The following is a 16,543-nucleotide window of genomic DNA, read 5'->3' as shown; positions in this document are numbered from 1 at the left end:
GCGCAGCGTGCGGAGCGAACCTCGACACTGAGTCTCCGAGCACCGCACCACGGCCCGGCCCGCCTCCCGCGGGCCGGGCCGTGGTGTGTCCGGGGGACCTGACAGATTGTCCGGCATGGAACGCGAGGTCGAGGTCGAGCCGGGCGTGACCCTCTGGGTCGAGGACCTGCCCGCCCACCGGGAGGTCCGTACAGCCCCGGTCCTGCTCGTCATGGGGGCGAACGAGAGCGGGATGGCCTGGCCGGAGGGGCTGCTCACCGCGCTGCGCGAGCGGCACCGGGTGATCCGCTACGACCACCGCGACACCGGGCGCTCGTCGCGGACGTTCGAGGAGCACCCCTATGCCATCGCCGACCTGGCGGGCGACGCGTGCACGGTGCTCGACGCCTGTGGTGTCGAGCGTGCCCACCTGGTCGGCATGTCGATGGGCGGGCTGCTCGTGCAGCTGCTCGCGCTGGACGCGCCGGAGCGGCTGGCGAGCGCGGCCCTGCTGTGCACGACCGCGCTCGGCGCCGGCTTCGCCGGGCTGCCCGGCCCGCCGCTGGACCTGCTGCGGATGTGGCAGGAGATCCACGACGTGCGCGACGAGCAGGGTGAGCTGGCCTGGCGCATCGAGCACCAGCGGCGGCTCGCCGGCTCGGTGCTGCCGTTCGACCCACACGAGGTCGAGGAGCGGGAGCGGCGCGTGATGGCCCATGCGGGGCGGGTGGAGCCGGCGACCGCGCACTCCCTCGCCGACGTCGACGGCCTCGACCGCGGGGACGAGCTCGGTTCGATCACGGTGCCGACGCTGGTCGTCGAGTCGCCCGAGGACCCGGTGCACCCGCCGCCGCACGCGTACTTCCTGGCCGAGCGGATCGGGGGCGGGCGGGCCGGTTCCCCCGTCACGCTGGTCACGATCGACGGGATGGGGCACACCCTGCCCACCGCGGTACTGGAACCGCTGGCCGCGGAGCTGCTGGAGCACGCCGCCGACGCCGAGGACGAGGCTGCGCACGCCGCCGCGGCGGCGCCCGCCGCCGGCTACGGGGGTGCTCAGCCCACCCAGCGGTAGCGGCGCTCCGGGCGGCCCGTGCCGCCGTAGCGCAGCCGCACGGCCACCACGCCGGTCGCGACGAAGTGCTCCAGGTAGCGGCGTGCGCTGACCCGCGAGAGCTCCGTGGCCTGGGCGCACTCGGACGCCGAGAGGTCCTCGGCCCCGTCCGCGGCGGCGGCCCGCAGGGCCCGGACGACCAGGTCCGCGGTCGGGGTGGTGAGTCCCTTCGGCATCCGTTCGGGCGTGCCCGCGCCGCCGGAGGTCGGCGCGGCCGCAGTGCCGAAGAGCCGGTCGATGTCGGACTGGTCGCGGACCCGGCCGAGCTCGCGACGGGTCCGTGACGCCCGGTGCACCTGTGCGGCGAGCGCGGCCGAGTCGAACGGCTTGACCAGGTAGTGCAGCGCCCCGCCGTGCAGTGCCGCGGCGATCGTGTCCGGGTCGTCGGCGGCGGTCACCACGAGCACGAACGGATCGTCGGCCACACCGGTGCGCAGCCGCGAGAGGACCTCGAGGCCGGAGAGGTCGGGCAGGTAGACGTCGAGCAGCACCAGGTCCGGGCGTAGCCGCCCGGCGAGCTCGAGGGCCTCGGCACCGCGGTGCGCGACGCCGACGACAGTGCATCCCTCGATCCGCTCCACGTACCCGGAGTGGACCTTGGCGACCATGAAGTCGTCGTCGACCACCAGCACCCTCATGCCCGTACCTCCGCCGCGACCAGCGGCAACGTCGCCTCGAAGACCGCGCCGGCGCCGGCCGCGGTGCGCACGGTGATCGTGCCACCCCGGCGCAGGCACGCCTGCCGGGCCAGCGCCAGCCCGAGCCCGCGACCACCGATCTCGGCGGCCTTCGTGCTGAACCCGGCCCGGAACACCTCCTCGGCGAGCTCGGAGGCCACGCCCGGCCCGGAGTCGCGGACCGTGACGCGCACCTCGTCGTCGCCACCCCCGGTCAGCCCGATCCCGACCCGCCGCGGACCGTCCTGCCCCGCGGTGGCGTCGATCGCGTTGTCGACCAGGTTGCCCAGCACCGTGACGAGGTCCGCGGACAGCTCCGGGTCCCGCTCCGGGCCGGTCGGGGCGAGCTGCGACCCCGGGTCCAGCTCGAGCTCGACCCCGCGCTCGCCGGCCCGGCTGTTCTTCGCGACCAGCAGGGCGGCGGCCGCCGCGTCCCCGACCCGGGCCGAGACCGTGCGCCGCCAGCCCTCGGAGGCGGCGACGATGCCGGAGACGAACCGGCGCACCTCGTCGTGCTCGCCGAGCTCGGTGAGCCCGGCGATGGTGTGCAGCCGGTTGGAGAACTCGTGGGCCTGGGCGCGCAGGGTGTCGGTGACGGTGTGCGAGGCGTCGAGCCGGTGCCGGAGCGTGGTCAGCTCCGTGCGGTCGCGCAGCGTCACGACGGCACCGACGACCGCGCCGGCCCCGCTGCCGTCGCGTCCACCCATCCGCACCGGCATCCGGTTGAGCACCAGCGCCCGGGTGTCGCGCAGCACGAGCTGGTCCTCGCCCTCGGCCGCGCCGGTGAGCACCTCGCGCAACCGGTCGTCGAGCCCGAGGTCGTCGATGTGGTCGCCCGGCCGGACATCGGGCAGCTCCAGCAGATCGCGGGCCACCGGGTTGAGCAGGGTGATCCGGTCGGCGGTGTCCAGCCCGACGACGCCCTCCTTGATGCCCAGCAGCATCGCCTCACGGCGCTGCACCAGCTCGACGATCTCGTCGGGTTCCAGGCCGAGGGTCTGCCGCCGGACGCGGCGGGCCAGCAGCAGCGACCCGGCGACACCGACACCCAGTGCCAGCCCGAGCAGGGCCAGCGACTCCGGGGCGACGGTGAACAGCGACCCGAGGAACGACGGTGCCCGGATCCCGGCGGAGACCAGCCCCACGACCTCCCCGCGGTCGCCGATCACCGGCACCTGCGCGACGACCGTGCGCCCGTCCGGGGCACCCACCCAGGCCCGCCCGGCCGGCGCGGTGCTCGTGCCGGGGTCGAAGCGCTCCCGGACCCGGTCCGGGTCCGGCGAGGTCCGCACCGTCAGGCCCGCGTCGACGATCTCGATCTCGTCGGCACCGGAGAGGTTCTCCGCGCTGCGCGCGAAGGCCGGGAGCAGGTCATAGCGGGGCCGCTGGAGCGCCTGGCGCACGGTCGGGACGGACGCGACGTCCTCGGCGACCGAGAGCATCCGCCGGCCCTGGGTCTCCCGGAACGACTCGCCGGACTGCACCGCCGCCAGCGCCGCGACCGCGGCGAGCAGCACCACGACCACGATCAGCTGCCAGACGAGGAACTGCCGGGCGAGGGGCCGGCCGGAGCGTCCGCGGTGGCCGGCGCGACGTCGCATGGTGCCCAGGCTAGTGCGGCGCCGAGCACCGTCCGGCACACGGACGACAGGACCACGGCGGCCGTGGTGTCATGCGCGCATGAACCGGTCGACGGCCCGGCCCGGCCCGGGCCCGCCCGGTGCTCCGCCCTCGCGACGGCGCACCGGGCTGCTGCTCGGTGCCGTGCTGCTGGTGCTCGCCGCGGTGCTGCTCGTACCGCCCGCGCTCGGGGGTCTCGGCGCGGGCGGGGAGGAGCCCCCGCTGCGCGGCCTGCGCATGCTCGTCCCGAACACACCCGGTGGCGGCTACGACGTGACCGCCCGCAGCGCCGCGAAGGCGATGGAGGAGTCCGGCACCACCGGACCGGTCGAGGTGTTCAACCTGCCCGGTGGTGCCGGCACCGTGGGGCTGGGGCGCACGGTCGCCGAGGCCGGCAACGACCGGCTGACGATGAGCATGGGGCTGGGCGTGGTCGGCAGCGTCTACTCGAACGACGCGCCCGCCACCCTGGCCGGCACGACACCGATCGCGCGGCTCACCGAGGAGTCCGAGATCGTCGTCGTCCCGGCGGACTCGCCGTACCGCGACATCGGCGGGCTCCTCGAGGCCTGGCGGCGCGACCCGGCGGGCACGGCGGTCGGGGGCGGCTCGTCGCCCGGCGGCCCGGACCACCTGGCACCGATGCTGATGGCCGAGGCGATCAGGCTGGACCCGGCCCGCGTCGACTACGTCGGCCACGACGGCGGCGGTGAGCTGCTCGCCTCGGTGCTCGGCGGTGAGGTCGCGTTCGGCGTGTCCGGGCTCGGCGAGTTCGCCGACCAGGTCGGGTCGGGCGATCTGCGGGTGCTGGCGGTGACCGCCGGGCAGCGGGTCCCGGGCGTCGACGCACCCACCCTGCGCGAGTCCGGTGTGGACGTCGAGTTCGCGAACTGGCGCGGCGTCGTCGCCCCGCCGGGACTGTCCGACGAGGGCCGTGCGGAGCTGGAGCGGGTCCACGCCGAGCTCGTCCGCACCCCGGAGTGGCAGGAGACGTTGCGGCGCAACGGCTGGCAGGACGCCTACCTGCCCGGCCCGGAGTTCGGCACGTTCCTGCGGTCGGAGAACGACCGCGTGGAGCGGATCCTGCGCAGGCTCGGGCTGGTGTGACGGCCACCGGGCGCGGTCCGTGCCCGTGCCCGCGTTACGGCAGCAGCTCCTCGGGGATCTCGACCAGCCGGCTGCGCAGGTACTCCCCGAGCCCCTTCGCCTGCGGGTCGGGCCGGGTGGCGGAGGCGACGCCGTCGCCGAGCAGGCCGTGCACGACGACGTTGACCGCGCGCAGGTTCGGCAGGTCGAACACCTCGACGTCGAGGTCCGCGGTCTCGGGCCCGAGCAGTGCGCGGACCCGCTGCGGGGTGAGGAATCCGGCCAGCCAGGCGTGCCCGGCGTCGTCGCGGGCCCAGACGCCGATGTTGGCGTCGCCGCCCTTGTCGCCCGAGCGCGTCCCGGCGACGGTGCCGAGCGGGACCGTCCTGCTCGGGCCCTTGCTCTGCTCACCTCTACGCACCGGGGGTGTGACCTGCGGTTTCTCCGTGGCGAACTCCGGTGGGTCGGCGACCGTGCACCGCTCGCCGTCGGGCAGCACCACGGTGTGCGTGACCGCCGACCGCGGCACGGCGGCGGGCCGGTAGATCCCGAACAGCGACGCGTCGGTCGGCGGGGTCGTGGTGTGGAACCCGGCGTACCCGCCGAGCGCCAGCTGCATGGTCGCGTTCGAGAACGCCCGCCCGGCGACGCGGCGGTCGGCGCTCTTCACGGTGATCCGCAGGTGCGCGGTGGCCTCCGGGTTCGCCGCGGCGTCCGGGTGGTCGAAGCGCAGCAGGCGGACGTCGACCTCGTCGAAGGAGTCCCGGTCGAGGATGCCGAACAGCAGCTCCTCGGCGTGGGCGGCCTTCGCCTCGATGTCGAGCCCGGTGAGCACGAGCGTCATCGTGTTCCGGTAGCCACCGACGTCGTTGAGGGCGACCTTGAGCGTGTCCGGCGGCGGGCTCCCGCGCACCCCGGTGACCGCGACCCGGTGCGCACCGGTCTGCTCGAGCCGGATCGTGTCGAAGTGCGTGGTCACGTCCGGGCCCAGGTAGGCGGGCGGGCCGAGCTCGTAGAGCAGCTGCGCGGTGACGGTCCCGACGCTCACCAGCCCGCCGGTCCCCTCCGGCTTGGTGATCACGCTCGATCCGTCGGCGGCGACCTCGGCGATCGGGAAACCCGGGTAGCGACGGTCGGTGATCTCGTCGAGGAACGGGTAGTTGCCGCCGGTGGCCTGCGGCCCGCACTCGATCACGTGCCCGGCGACGACGGCGCCGGCCAGGGGGTCCCAGTCGTCGTGGGCCCAGCCGTGCCACCAGGCCGCGGGCCCGAGGACCAGTGAGGCGTCGGTGACCCGCCCGGTGACGACGACGTCGGCGCCCGCGGCGAGCGCCTGCGCGATCCCCCAGCCACCCAGGTAGGCGTTCGCCGAGACCGGGGTCCCGCCGACCGGCGGCGTGATCGCGGCGAGGTCGCCGCGGAGGTCGTCGCCCTCGACGTGCGCGACCCGCACGCCGAGCCCCTGCTCGTCGGCGACGGCACGGACGGCGTCGGCGAGCCCGGCCGGGTCGAGCCCGCCCGCGTTCGCGACGATCCGGATGCCCCGCTCGACGCAGGCCGGGAGGATCTGCTCGACCTGGGTGAGGAAGGTGCGGGCGTAGCCGACACCGCCGTCGCGGGCCTGGGCCTTGGCGAGGATGAGCATGGTGAGCTCGGCGAGGTAGTCGCCGCAGACGACGTCGACCGCACCCTGCTCGACCATCTCCCGGGCGGCGTCGATGCGGTCGCCGTAGAAGCCGGAGATGTTGCCGATGCGCACCGGGCGGCTCACGCGAACTCCCCCGGCCGGCGTCCGGCGCCGGGCTCCCCGGCGAACGCCTGGGCGATCTCCATCCAGGCCGTCGCAGCGGCCCCGGTGACCGTCAGGTCGACGTCGTCACGGTGCCGACGCTGGGTGACGGCCAGGCAGAAGTCCGGTGCCGGGCCGGTGACGCGGTCGGCGGCGTCGGCGGGGCCCCAGGTCCAGGTGCCGCCGTCCGGGGCCGCGAGCTCCACCCGGATCGGGGCGTCCGGGAGGTCGCGGCCGTGCGCGGTGAAGCTGAACGGCCGGGCCCCGACCCCGATGTGCGCCACGTGCCGCAGCCGCGCGGTGGGGACGCGGGCGACGCCGAGGGTGTCGGCGACGTCCTGCCCGTGCGCCCAGGTCTCCATGATCCGCGCGGTGAGCGAGGACGCCGCGCTCATCGACGGACCGAACCACGGCACCCGCAGCGACGGGTCGAGCCGGGCGAACACCTCGACGAGCCGGGCGCGGGCGTCGTCGTACCACCTCAGCAGGTCCGCGCCGGACAGGTGCCGGTACGACGCGGCGACCGCGTCCGGGTCGATCCCGCCGGCCGCGTCGATCCGCTCCAGCTCCGCGGCGAACCCCTCCGGATCGGTCCCCGAGCGCACCGCGACGTCGTCGAAGTGCGCCAGGTGCGACACCTGGTCCGCGATCGTCCACCCGGGAGCCGGTGTGGACCGTTTCCAGTCTGATTCGGACAGCGGAGCGAGCAGCCCGCGCAGCTCCGCGGACTCGTCGGCGAGGTCCGCGGCGAGAGATTCCATCGAGACCGGCATCCGGTTCAGATCCCCTTCCAGACCGGGGCCCGCTTCTCGCGGAACGCGGCGGGCCCCTCCTGCGCGTCGGCCGAGGCGTAGACCGGCGCCCAGATCTCCTCGGCCCGGTCGTAGGCGTCCTCCCGCGGGCACGACGCGGACAGGTACGCGGTGCGTTTGGCCGCGGCCACCGACAGCGGCGCGTTCCCCGCGATCCTGCTCGCCAGCTCCTGGGCGCGCTGCCGCAGCTGCGCGGCCGGGACGACGTCGTTGACCAGGCCCACCTCGCGGGCCCGGTGCGCGTCCACCGGGTCGCCGGTCAGCAGGATCTCCATCGCCACCCGGGGCGGGACCAGCCACGACAGCGGCGCCGCCCACGGCGACCCGCGCCCGACCTTCACCTCGGTGACGGCGAACCGCGCGTGCTCCGCGGCGACGACGAGGTCGCACTGCTGGGCGAGCAGGAACCCGCCGGCGTAGGCGACGCCGTTGACGGCCGCGATCGTCGGCTTCGGCACGTCGATGTTGCGCCCGAACTGGGGCAGGAAGTCCGGCGGCGGGACCGTCAGCGCGTCCTCGGCCATCTCCTTCAGGTCGCCGCCGGCGCAGAACGCCTTCTCCCCCGCGCCGGTGAGGACCAGCACCGCCGCGGACTCGTCGTCGACGAACCGGCGGGTGCCCGCCCACAGCCCCTCGCGGACGTCCCTCGACAGCGCGTTGCGGGCCTCGGGCCGGTCGATGGTCAGCCAGGCGACCCCGTCGTGGACCTCGTAGCGCACGACGCCGGTTCCGGAACCGCTCACTCAGAACCACCTCCGCAACGACGGCCGGTCGAGCTTGCCGCTACCGGTGCGCGGCAGCTCCTCGACGATCTCGATGCGACGGGGGCGCGCGACCCCGCGCAGGTCGGGATGGGTCGCGCACCAGGCCGCGACGTCCTCGGCGCTCACCCCGGGCCGGTTCGCAACGACGACGGCGGTCACCTGCTCGACCCAGCGCTCGTGCGGGGTACCGATGACCGCGACCTCGGCCAGGTCCGGGTGCCCGGCCAGGTGCTCCTCGACCATCTGCGGGAAGACGTTCTCCCCACCGGTGACGATCATGTCGTCGATCCGGTCCGTGTAGTACAGGTAGCCCTCGTCGTCGGCGGAGACGAGGTCCCCGGTACGGAACCAGCCGTCGGTGAAGCGCGCGGCGGTGAGCTCCGGCAGGTTCCGGTAGCCGGGGGTGACGGCGTCGCCGCGCACCCACAGCTCCCCGACCTCTCCGGGGCCGGTGACGTCGGCGCCGGTCGACGGGGACACCAGCCGGGTGGCGACGATCTGCGCCAGCGGCCGGCCCATTGCCCCGGGCGTGCGTTGCTCGCCGGGTGCATAGGACACGACCAGCCCGCTCTGCTCGGTCTGGCCGTAGATCTCGGTACCGGCGATCCCGGTGCCCGCGGCGAGCCGGTCGATCGCCGCGGTCGGGGTACGCGACCCGCCGAACATGCAGATCCGGAACGAATCCAGCACCACGGGCGCGTCGACGGTGCGGTTCCCGACGTCGATCATCATCGTGGAGATCAGCCCGCCGTAGGTGGGACGCAGCCGCTGCGCCAGGTCCAGCCAGGCCACGGCGTCCCAGCGCGGCATGAACGTGACCCGGCCGCCACGGGCCAGTACCGGCAGGCTCGCGAGCTGCAGCCCGCCGACGTGGAACAGCGGCAGGCAGTTGAGGACATGGTCGTCAGCGGTGATTCCGTAAAGATCGATCACGGCCTCGACCTGGGCGAACGTGTTCCGGTGGGTCTGCCGGACGCCCTTGGGCGGCCCGGTGGAACCGGAGGTGTACATGATCAGTGCGTCGTCGCCGTCGAGCCGGGGAACGACACCGGGCGCCGGCTGCTCCGCGGCGACGGCGGCGTCGAACTCCGCGCCCAGGCCCAGCAGGGCGGTTCCGTCGGGGGCGAGGCCGCGGACCCGCTCGGCCTCGGACTCCGGGACCACCAGCAGGGCCGGGGAGGAGTCGGCGATCGCGTGCCGCAGCGCGGCGTCCGGGAACAGCGCGTTCAGCGGGACCGCGACGGCGCCCGCCTGCCACGTGCCCAGCAGTCCCACGAGGTAGTCGGGATGGTTCGGCAGGAAGAACCCCACCCGGTCACCGGGGACCGTCCCGCGGCGCAGCAGGTGCGCGGCGAACCGGGCGGCCCGGTCGGCGAACGCCGCGTAGCCGGTCTCGGCCTCGTCGAGCGCCAGCGCCACCGCCGACGGGTGGTCGGCCGCGGCGCGGCGCAGCAGGGTCGCGATGTTCACGACGTGCTCCCCTCGACGGTCACGACTCCGCCTCCACGACCGCGAGCACCTGCCCGGTCTCGACCTGGTCCCCCGCCGCGACCCGCAGCTCGCCGAGCACCCCGTCCCCGGGCGCGGCGACCGTGTGCTCCATCTTCATCGCCTCCAGCACCACGAGCGCCTGCCCGGCGCGGACCGGGTCACCCTCGGCCGCGTGCACCCGCACCACCGAACCCGGCATCGGCGCGAGCAGCGAGCCCGCGTGGGTGACCTCGTTCGGATCGGCGAACCGGGGCACCTCGACCAGCGCGACCGCGCCGTCGGCACCGTCGACGTAGGGCACACCGTCGGCCCGGTGCACGGCGTAGGAGCGGCGCACGCCGTCGATCTCGAGCACGACCCGGTCCGGGGTGACCGACACCGGCGACGCCGCGAGCGGCTCCCCGCCCACGCGCAGGTCCAGCCCGCCGCGCCGGAACCGGTAGGCGACCGTCAGCTCCCGGTCGTCCAGCAGGTAGCCGGCCTGCTGGAAGGCCCCACCGACGTTGCGCCAGCCGGACGGCATCCCGGCCAGCACCCGGGCACCGGCCCGGTGCGCGGCCTGGGCGGCCAGGGCCGCGGCGGCGGCGTGCCGGCGCCCGTGATCGGCGAGCGTGCCGGCGCCGAGGGCGACCGGGTCGTGCCGGACCAGGAACCCGGTGTCGGTGTCCCCGGCCAGGAACCCCGGCGAGCGCAGGATCCCGACCAGCAGGTCCCGGTTGGTGGTGACGCCGTGCAGCGCAGCGCCCGCCAGCGACCGGGCGAGCACCCGGGCCGCCTCGGCCCGGGTGGGTGCGTGTGCGATCACCTTGGCCAGCATCGGGTCGTAGTGCGGGGACACGACCGAGCCGTCCTCCACTCCGCTGTCGACCCGCACGCCGTCCGGGACGGCGAACCGGTGCAGGGTCCCGGTCACCGGCAGGTAGGCGACATCGGTCCCACCGTGCTCGCCCGGCGCGGACGCTCGCGGAACCGGAGAACGCTCTTCCGATCGGGTGAGCGCCGCCGGGTTCGGTGAGCGTTCGCGCTGGGGATCGTCTGCGTCTGCGTCTGTGTCTGCGTCGCCGGCACCGGCCCCGGCCTCGGCGATGGCGCTGACCTGCTCGGCGTAGAGGCGGGCCTCGATCGCGTGCCCGGTGATCGTGGCGTCGCGCACCTCGGGCCCCAGCGGCGCGCCCTCGGCGATCCGGATCTGCTGCTCGACCAGGTCCAGCCCGGTGACGAGCTCGGTGACCGGGTGCTCGACCTGCAGCCGGGTGTTGACCTCGAGGAAGAAGAACTCGCCACCCGCCAGCACGAACTCGACCGTCCCCGCGCCGGAGTAGCCGATCGCCTCGCCCGCCGCGACGGCTGCCTTGCCCAGCTCGGCCCGCAGCGCGTCGGACACCGCGGGCGACGGGCACTCCTCGACGATCTTCTGGTGCCGCCGCTGGATCGAGCACTCCCGCTCGAACAGGTGCACCACCTCACCGTGGGCGTCGCCGAGGATCTGCACCTCGACGTGCCGCGGGTCGACCAGGTAGCGCTCCAGGAACACCAGGCCGTCGCCGAACGCCGAGGCGGCCTCGCGCCGCGCGCTGTCCACCGCGCCGGCCAGCTCGCCCGGAGCAGCGACGACCCGCATGCCGCGCCCACCACCGCCGTAGGCGGCCTTGACCAGCAACGGGAAACCGACGGTCCGGCCGGCCTCGGCGAGATCGGTGCCGTCGTCGACGGTCACGCCCGGCAGCACCGGCACCCCGGCCGCGGCCATCAGCGCCTTGGCCTCCACCTTGGACCCCATCGAGGCGATCGCCTCCGGGGACGGCCCGACGAACGCCAGGCCCGCGGCCGCGCAGTCCCGGGCGAACGCGGCGTTCTCGGAGAGGAACCCGTACCCGGGGTGGACGGCATCGGCGCCGGTCGCCCGGGCGGCCGCGATCACGAGGTCGCCGCGCAGGTAGGTGTCCGACGGCGCGGTGCCGGGCAGCCGGACCGCCTCGTCCGCGTCACGGACGAACGGGGCACCCGCGTCGGCGTCGGAGAACACGGCGACGGTCGCGATGCCCAGCCGGTGCGCGGTGCGCTGCACCCGGGAGGCGATCTCGCCGCGGTTGGCGATCAGGAGCTTGGAGATCATCAGGTCACATCCGGAAGACACCGAAGCCCCGGCGCCCCTCGATCCGCTGGTTGTGCACCGCCGACAACGACATCCCCAGCACCGTGCGGGTGTCGCGGGGGTCGACGATGCCGTCGTCGTAGAGCCGCGCGGTCACGTAGAACGCGTGCGACTCCTGCTCGATCTGCGCCTCGATCGCCGCGGTCCGCGCCGCGTCGGCCTCGGTGTCGAACGGCTTGCCCTGCGACTCGGCCGAGGCCCGCCCGACGATCGACATGACCCCGGCGAGCTGCGTCGCCCCCATCACCGCGAGCTTCGCGCTGGGCCAGGCGAACATCAGCCGCGGGTCGTAGGCGCGCCCGGACATGCCGTAGTTCCCCGCCCCGAACGACGACGCCATGTTGATCGTCAGGTGCGGCACGGTGGAGTTCGTGACGGCATTGATCATCTTGGCGCCGTCCTTGATGATCCCGCCCTGCTCGTAGTCGGCGCCGACCATGTAGCCGGTGGTGTTCTGCAGGAACACCAGCGGGGTGTCGGTCTGGTTGGCGAGCAGGATGAACTCGGTCGCCTTCTTCGCCTCCTCGCTGAACAGCACGCCGCGGTGGTTGGCCAGCACCCCGACCGGATAGCCGTGGACGCTCGCCCAGCCGGTGACCAGCGACGTCCCGTAGAGCGGCTTGTACTCGTCGAACTCGGAGCCGTCGACCACCCGGGCCAGCACCTCCCGCGGATCGAACGGGATCTTCGACTCCGGTGGCAGCAGCCCGAGGATCTCCTCCGGGTCGTACAGCGGCTCGGCGGGCTTCCCCGCCGGCGCCGGGCCGAGCTTGCGCCAGTTGAACCGGCCGACGATCTCGCGGCCGATCCGGATCGCGTCCGGCTCGTCGACGGCGAAATGGTCGCTGAGTCCCGAGACGCGGCTGTGCATCTCGGCGCCGCCGAGCGACTCGTCGTCGGCGTCCTCGCCGGTGGCCATCCTGACCAGCGGCGGGCCGCCGAGGAACACCTTCGCGCCCTTGTCGACCAGCACCGCGTGGTCGCACATGCCGGGCACGTACGCCCCGCCGGCGGTGGAGTTGCCGAACACCAGCGCGACCGTCGGGATGCCCAGCGAGGACAGCTCGGTCAGCTCGTGGAAGATCCGCCCGGCCGGGACGAACAGCTCGGCCTGGGTCGGCAGGTCCGCGCCGCCCGACTCGACGAGGTTGATCACCGGGAGCCGGTTGAGGCGGGCGACCTCCAGCGCGCGCAGCGTCTTGCGCAGCGAGTACGGGTTCATCGCCCCACCGCGCACCGTCGGGTCGTGCCCGATCACCATGCACTCCACACCGGACACCACACCGATGCCGGTCAGGATCGAGGCGCCGACGGTGAACTCGGTGCCCCACGCAGCCAGTGCGGAGAGTTCCAGGAACGGCGAGTCCGGGTCCAGCAGCAGCTCGAGCCGCTCGCGGACCGGCAGCTTCCCCCGGTCCCGGTGCCGCTGCACGTAGCGCTCGCCCCCGCCGGCGACCACCTTCTCGAGCTCGGCGTCCAGCTCGGCGATCGCGGCGAGCTGCGCCTCCCGGTTGACCCGGTACTGCTCGGAGCCGGTGTCCAGCATGGATCGCAGCACCGCCATCAGCGCCCCTCCTCCTCCGCGTAGTGGCCGGCGTACCGGTCCCGGACGACGTTCTTCCGGATCTTGCCGGTGGACGTCTTCGGCAGCTCGTCGACGACCAGCACCGCCTTGGGCACCTTGAACCCGTCGAGGCGCTGCCTCAGCCCGGTCAGCAACGCGTCCGGGTCGATCGACGCACCGGGTGCGGGGACGACGACGGCGGTGATCGCCTCGCTCCAACGCTCGTGCGGCAGCCCGACGACGACCACCTCGGCGATCTGCGGATCGGTGGCGTAGACGGCGCGCTCGACCTCCAGCGACGCCACGTTCTCGCCACCGGTCTTGATCACGTCCTTGTAGCGGTCGGCGAACCAGAGCACGCCGTCCGCACCGAACGATCCGGCGTCCCCCGAGTGGAACCAACCGTGCCGGAACACCTCGTCGGTGGCCTCGTCGTCGTCGAGATAGCCGTTCATGGTCGACGGCCCGCGGTAGACGATCTCGCCCACCTCCCCGGGCCCCAGCAGCGCCCCGTCCGGCCCCATGATCGCGACCTGGACGCCGGTGATCGGGGTGCCGACCGCACCGACGTGGCTCAGCTGGTGCTCGGGCCGGAACAGCGTGGTGCACGGGCTCATCTCGGTCTGGCCGAACAGCAGCGCGAACGCACAGCCGTACCCCTCCAGGCAGGCACGGATCAACGGTTCGGGCATCGGCGCCATCGCGTACACCGCCCGGCGCAGCGAGGACAGGTCACGGCCGGCGAACGACGGGTGCTCCAGAGCGGCCCGGTACATCATCGGCAGCCCGAACACCTGGGTGATGCCCTCGCGTTCGATCGTGTCCAGGAACGCCGCCGGCTCGAACCCGCGCACCACGTGAATCGTGGCCCCCACCAGGATCGCCGGCGTGCAGAACGCGTTGAGCTGCGCGGTGTGGAACATCGGCATCATCGCCAGGAAGCGGTCACCGGCGTGCCACCCCGAGTCCAGTGCAGCCGACATCGACTCCATCGTGATCGCGAGATGCGAGGCGGCGACGCCCTTCGGGAACGACGTCGTCCCCGAGGTGTAGAGGTAGCTCAACGGGTCGCGGTCCTCCACGAGCGCCTCGACCGGGCCGTCGCCCGCCACCTCCAGCGCGTCCATCGTGGACCAGGCACGGTCCGCCGGCCCGGTGCCGTGCCCTGCCCCGAGGCCGGGCGCGACGATCACGTCCGCCACGTCGACGGCCTTCGTGACGGCCTCGGCCAGGCCGTCCACCAACTGGGTCTCCACCACGATGCCGCGGGCCTTCGAATGGCCCAGGACGTAGGCGACCTCATCGGTCCGCCAGCCGAGGTTGATCGGCACGCAGACCACACCGAGCCGGGCACAGGCGTAGTAGACGGTCAGGAACTCGGCGCTGTTGCCCGCCGCCAGCGCGAGCACGTCACCGCGGGCGTACCCCCGCCGGTCCAGGCCGCGGGCGAGTCGGGAGACCCAGGCGTCGAACGCGGCATAGGTCCAGCTGCGGTCGCCGTCCACGACGGCGACCTGGTCCGGCCGGGCGGCCGCGCTGCGGGTCAGCGAATCCGCCACGGCGACCCGCTGGATCAGGTTCCGCTCCAGCGCGCGGTCCATCAATACGACCTCGGAAGGCCCAGGCCGTGCTGGGCGACGTGGTTGAGGATCATCTCCCGGTTCACCGGCGCGACCTGCATCAGCCGGGCCATCCCCCAGTACGGGATGAACCCGTACTCGCTGGCCAGGCCGTTGCCGCCGTGGGTCTGCATGGCCGCGTCGAGCGCGTGCATCGCGGCCTCCGCGGCGGCGTACTTGGCCATGTTGGACTCCTCGCCCGCCGGCAGCCCGCGGTCGTGCAACCAGGCCGCCTTGCGGGTCATCAGCGCCGCGAGCTCGGTCTCGATCCGGGCCTTCGCCAGCGGGTGCGAGACACCCTGGTGGGCCCCGATCGGGGTGTCCCACACCTGACGCGTACGGGCGTACTCGGCGGCCCTGGCCAGCGCGAACCGGGCGATGCCGACACCGAGCGCCGCCCCGGTGATCCGCTCCGGGTTCAGGCCGCGGAAGACCTGGCGGAAACCGTCGCCCTCCGCGCCGACCAGGTTCGCCGCCGGGACGCGGACATCGTCGAAATGCAGGACGTGCTGCTTGTCCGGCGCGATCAGGTCGACCGGGAGCGGGGTGCGGACCAGGCCCGGCGAGTCGACCGGCACGACGAACAGCGACAGCAGCGCCCGCGCGTCGGGTGTGCGCCCGCTACGCGCGACCACCAGCACAGCCTCGGCGTCGTCGGTGCCGGAGATGTAGTGCTTGGTGCCGTTGAGCACCCAGTGGTCACCGTCGCGCTCGGCGTGGGTGGCCATCCGGTGGGTGTTCGACCCGGCGTCCGGCTCGGTGATCGCGAAGACGACCTTCGTGGAGCCGTCGGCGAGGCCCGGCAGCCAGCGCTTGCGCAGCTCCTCGGAGCCGAAGTCGCCGATCACCTCGGCCGAGATCGCCGCGGAGACCAGCACCAGCAGCAGCGGTGTCCCCTGCGCGGCCGCCTCCTCGCAGACCGCGGACAGCTCCACCAGCCCGCCGCCCCCGCCGCCGTAGGCCTCGGCCACGTTGACCCCCAGGAACCCGGCCTCGCCCAGCGCCGCCCACAGCTCCTGGGTGTGCCGGCCCTCCCGGGCGCACCGCAGGTAGTACTCGCTGCCGAAGGATCCCGCGATGTCCGCCACGGCGGACCGGAGGTCGCGTTCCTCGTCTGTCTCGGTGAAGTCCACGCCGACTCCCCAGTGATCGATCGTTCACTTGTGGCGCACCATACCGCGCGACTGCCATGCTGACCAGATGCCGGCCGGAACGCCGTCCTCGACCCCCGCCGCACCGGGTGCGGCGCCCCGTCGCCGCGACCCCGCCCGCGGGGAGCGGATCCTCGCCGCGGCGGCCCGGCTGATCGCGAGCCGCGGCTTCCACGCCGTCGGGATGGCCGAGATCGGCGCCGAGGCCGGCATCGTCGGCTCCGGGGTCTACCGGCACTTCGCCTCCAAGGAGGCGATCCTGGTCGCCCTGCTCGAGCGCGGCATGACCCGCCTGGAGCAGGGTGCCGCGGCCGCACTGGAGGCCGCGACCTCCGACCGGTCCGCACTGTCACTGCTGGTCGGCGACCACATCACGGTGGCGATCGAGCACCGTGCCGAGCTCGCCGTCTACCACCGCGAGGTGCACACGCTGCCCGAGGAGGCGCGCCGGTCGCTGCGCCGGCGCCAGCGGCACCACGTCGAGGACTGGGTGCACGTGCTCGCCCCGCTGCGCCGCGACCTGTCCGACGGCGAGCTGCGGGTGCTCGTGCACGCCTGCGTCGGGGCGATCCAGTCGACGCTGTTCTTCCGCAGCGGACTGGCCCCGGAGCATCTCGCGACGCTGCTGACCGGAGTCGCGCACGGCTGCCTCGGCGTCGACCCGCCCGACACCTCGGCTGAGTGAACTGACATTTACTCCAGCTCTTGCCGGAGTGGCCGGG

Annotated in this window: 13 protein-coding genes; 3 read left to right on the top strand and 10 right to left on the bottom strand. The window is 74.0% G+C overall.

Translation table 11 applies throughout. From position 1 onward, the window contains the following. Positions 1–115: 115 nt before the first annotated feature. The gene (locus BM093_RS09625; RefSeq protein ID WP_093340487.1) at positions 116–1,054 is read left to right on the top strand and encodes an alpha/beta fold hydrolase; all 939 of its coding nucleotides are present in this window, start codon (positions 116–118) and stop codon (positions 1,052–1,054) included. On the opposite strand, the gene BM093_RS09620 is transcribed toward BM093_RS09625, so the two are convergent. Further along, the gene (locus tag BM093_RS09620; RefSeq protein ID WP_093340485.1) at positions 1,036–1,731 is read right to left on the bottom strand and encodes a response regulator; all 696 of its coding nucleotides are present in this window, start codon (positions 1,729–1,731) and stop codon (positions 1,036–1,038) included. The two genes, BM093_RS09625 and BM093_RS09620, sit on opposite strands and share 19 nt — an antisense overlap. Beyond that, on the bottom strand, positions 1,728–3,371 hold the full coding sequence (locus tag BM093_RS09615; protein ID WP_093340483.1) for a sensor histidine kinase: 1,644 nt from the start codon (positions 3,369–3,371) through the stop codon (positions 1,728–1,730). The genes BM093_RS09620 and BM093_RS09615 overlap by 4 nt, the downstream gene beginning before the upstream one ends. Positions 3,372–3,450: 79 nt before the next feature. On the opposite strand from BM093_RS09615, the gene BM093_RS09610 reads away from it, so the two are divergent. Further along, positions 3,451–4,497: a Bug family tripartite tricarboxylate transporter substrate binding protein gene (locus tag BM093_RS09610; RefSeq protein WP_093340481.1), complete on the top strand. Its 1,047-nt coding sequence runs from the start codon at positions 3,451–3,453 to the stop codon at positions 4,495–4,497. Positions 4,498–4,531: 34 nt separating this feature from the next. Here BM093_RS09610 and BM093_RS09605 read toward each other — a convergent pair whose 3' ends face one another. The 8 genes from BM093_RS09605 to BM093_RS09570 form a co-directional block, all read right to left on the bottom strand. Next, the gene (locus BM093_RS09605) at positions 4,532–6,178 is read right to left on the bottom strand and encodes an acyclic terpene utilization AtuA family protein (protein ID WP_245773425.1); all 1,647 of its coding nucleotides are present in this window, start codon (positions 6,176–6,178) and stop codon (positions 4,532–4,534) included. Positions 6,179–6,243: 65 nt separating this feature from the next. Next, positions 6,244–7,026, bottom strand: coding sequence for a TIGR03084 family metal-binding protein (locus BM093_RS09600; protein WP_245773414.1), 783 nt, complete (start codon positions 7,024–7,026; stop codon positions 6,244–6,246). Positions 7,027–7,043: 17 nt separating this feature from the next. Then, positions 7,044–7,820 (bottom strand): enoyl-CoA hydratase/isomerase family protein, encoded by a 777-nt coding sequence (locus tag BM093_RS09595; protein WP_218162719.1) that lies wholly within the window; start codon positions 7,818–7,820, stop codon positions 7,044–7,046. Beyond that, positions 7,821–9,311, bottom strand: a complete 1,491-nt coding sequence (locus tag BM093_RS09590) for a class I adenylate-forming enzyme family protein (RefSeq protein WP_093340475.1) — start codon at positions 9,309–9,311, stop codon at positions 7,821–7,823. It lies immediately after the preceding gene. Between the two features lie 19 nt (positions 9,312–9,330). Further along, positions 9,331–11,448, bottom strand: a complete 2,118-nt coding sequence (locus BM093_RS37120; RefSeq protein ID WP_245773413.1) for an ATP-binding protein — start codon at positions 11,446–11,448, stop codon at positions 9,331–9,333. 4 nt (positions 11,449–11,452) lie between these two features. After that, positions 11,453–13,051 carry an acyl-CoA carboxylase subunit beta gene (locus BM093_RS09580; RefSeq protein WP_093340473.1) on the bottom strand — a complete coding sequence of 533 codons (1,599 nt, stop codon included), beginning with the start codon at positions 13,049–13,051 and terminating at the stop codon, positions 11,453–11,455. Further along, positions 13,051–14,652: an AMP-binding protein gene (locus BM093_RS09575; protein WP_093340471.1), complete on the bottom strand. Its 1,602-nt coding sequence runs from the start codon at positions 14,650–14,652 to the stop codon at positions 13,051–13,053. Before BM093_RS09575 ends, BM093_RS09580 begins: the two co-directional genes overlap by 1 nt. Continuing rightward, complete coding sequence (locus BM093_RS09570) at positions 14,652–15,803, bottom strand: acyl-CoA dehydrogenase family protein (RefSeq protein WP_093340469.1); 1,152 nt, start codon at positions 15,801–15,803, stop codon at positions 14,652–14,654. Before BM093_RS09570 ends, BM093_RS09575 begins: the two co-directional genes overlap by 1 nt. A 67-nt stretch (positions 15,804–15,870) precedes the next feature. Between BM093_RS09570 and BM093_RS09565 the strand changes: the two genes are divergently transcribed. Beyond that, positions 15,871–16,506 carry a TetR/AcrR family transcriptional regulator gene (locus tag BM093_RS09565; protein ID WP_093340467.1) on the top strand — a complete coding sequence of 212 codons (636 nt, stop codon included), beginning with the start codon at positions 15,871–15,873 and terminating at the stop codon, positions 16,504–16,506. The last annotated feature ends 37 nt before the right edge of the window (positions 16,507–16,543 follow it).

This window comes from Pseudonocardia ammonioxydans, from assembly GCF_900115005.1.
Lineage (GTDB): Bacteria > Actinomycetota > Actinomycetes > Mycobacteriales > Pseudonocardiaceae > Pseudonocardia > Pseudonocardia ammonioxydans.
The sequence above is the reverse complement of the archived record's forward strand: the minus strand, read 5'-3'. Positions and strand labels throughout refer to the sequence as shown.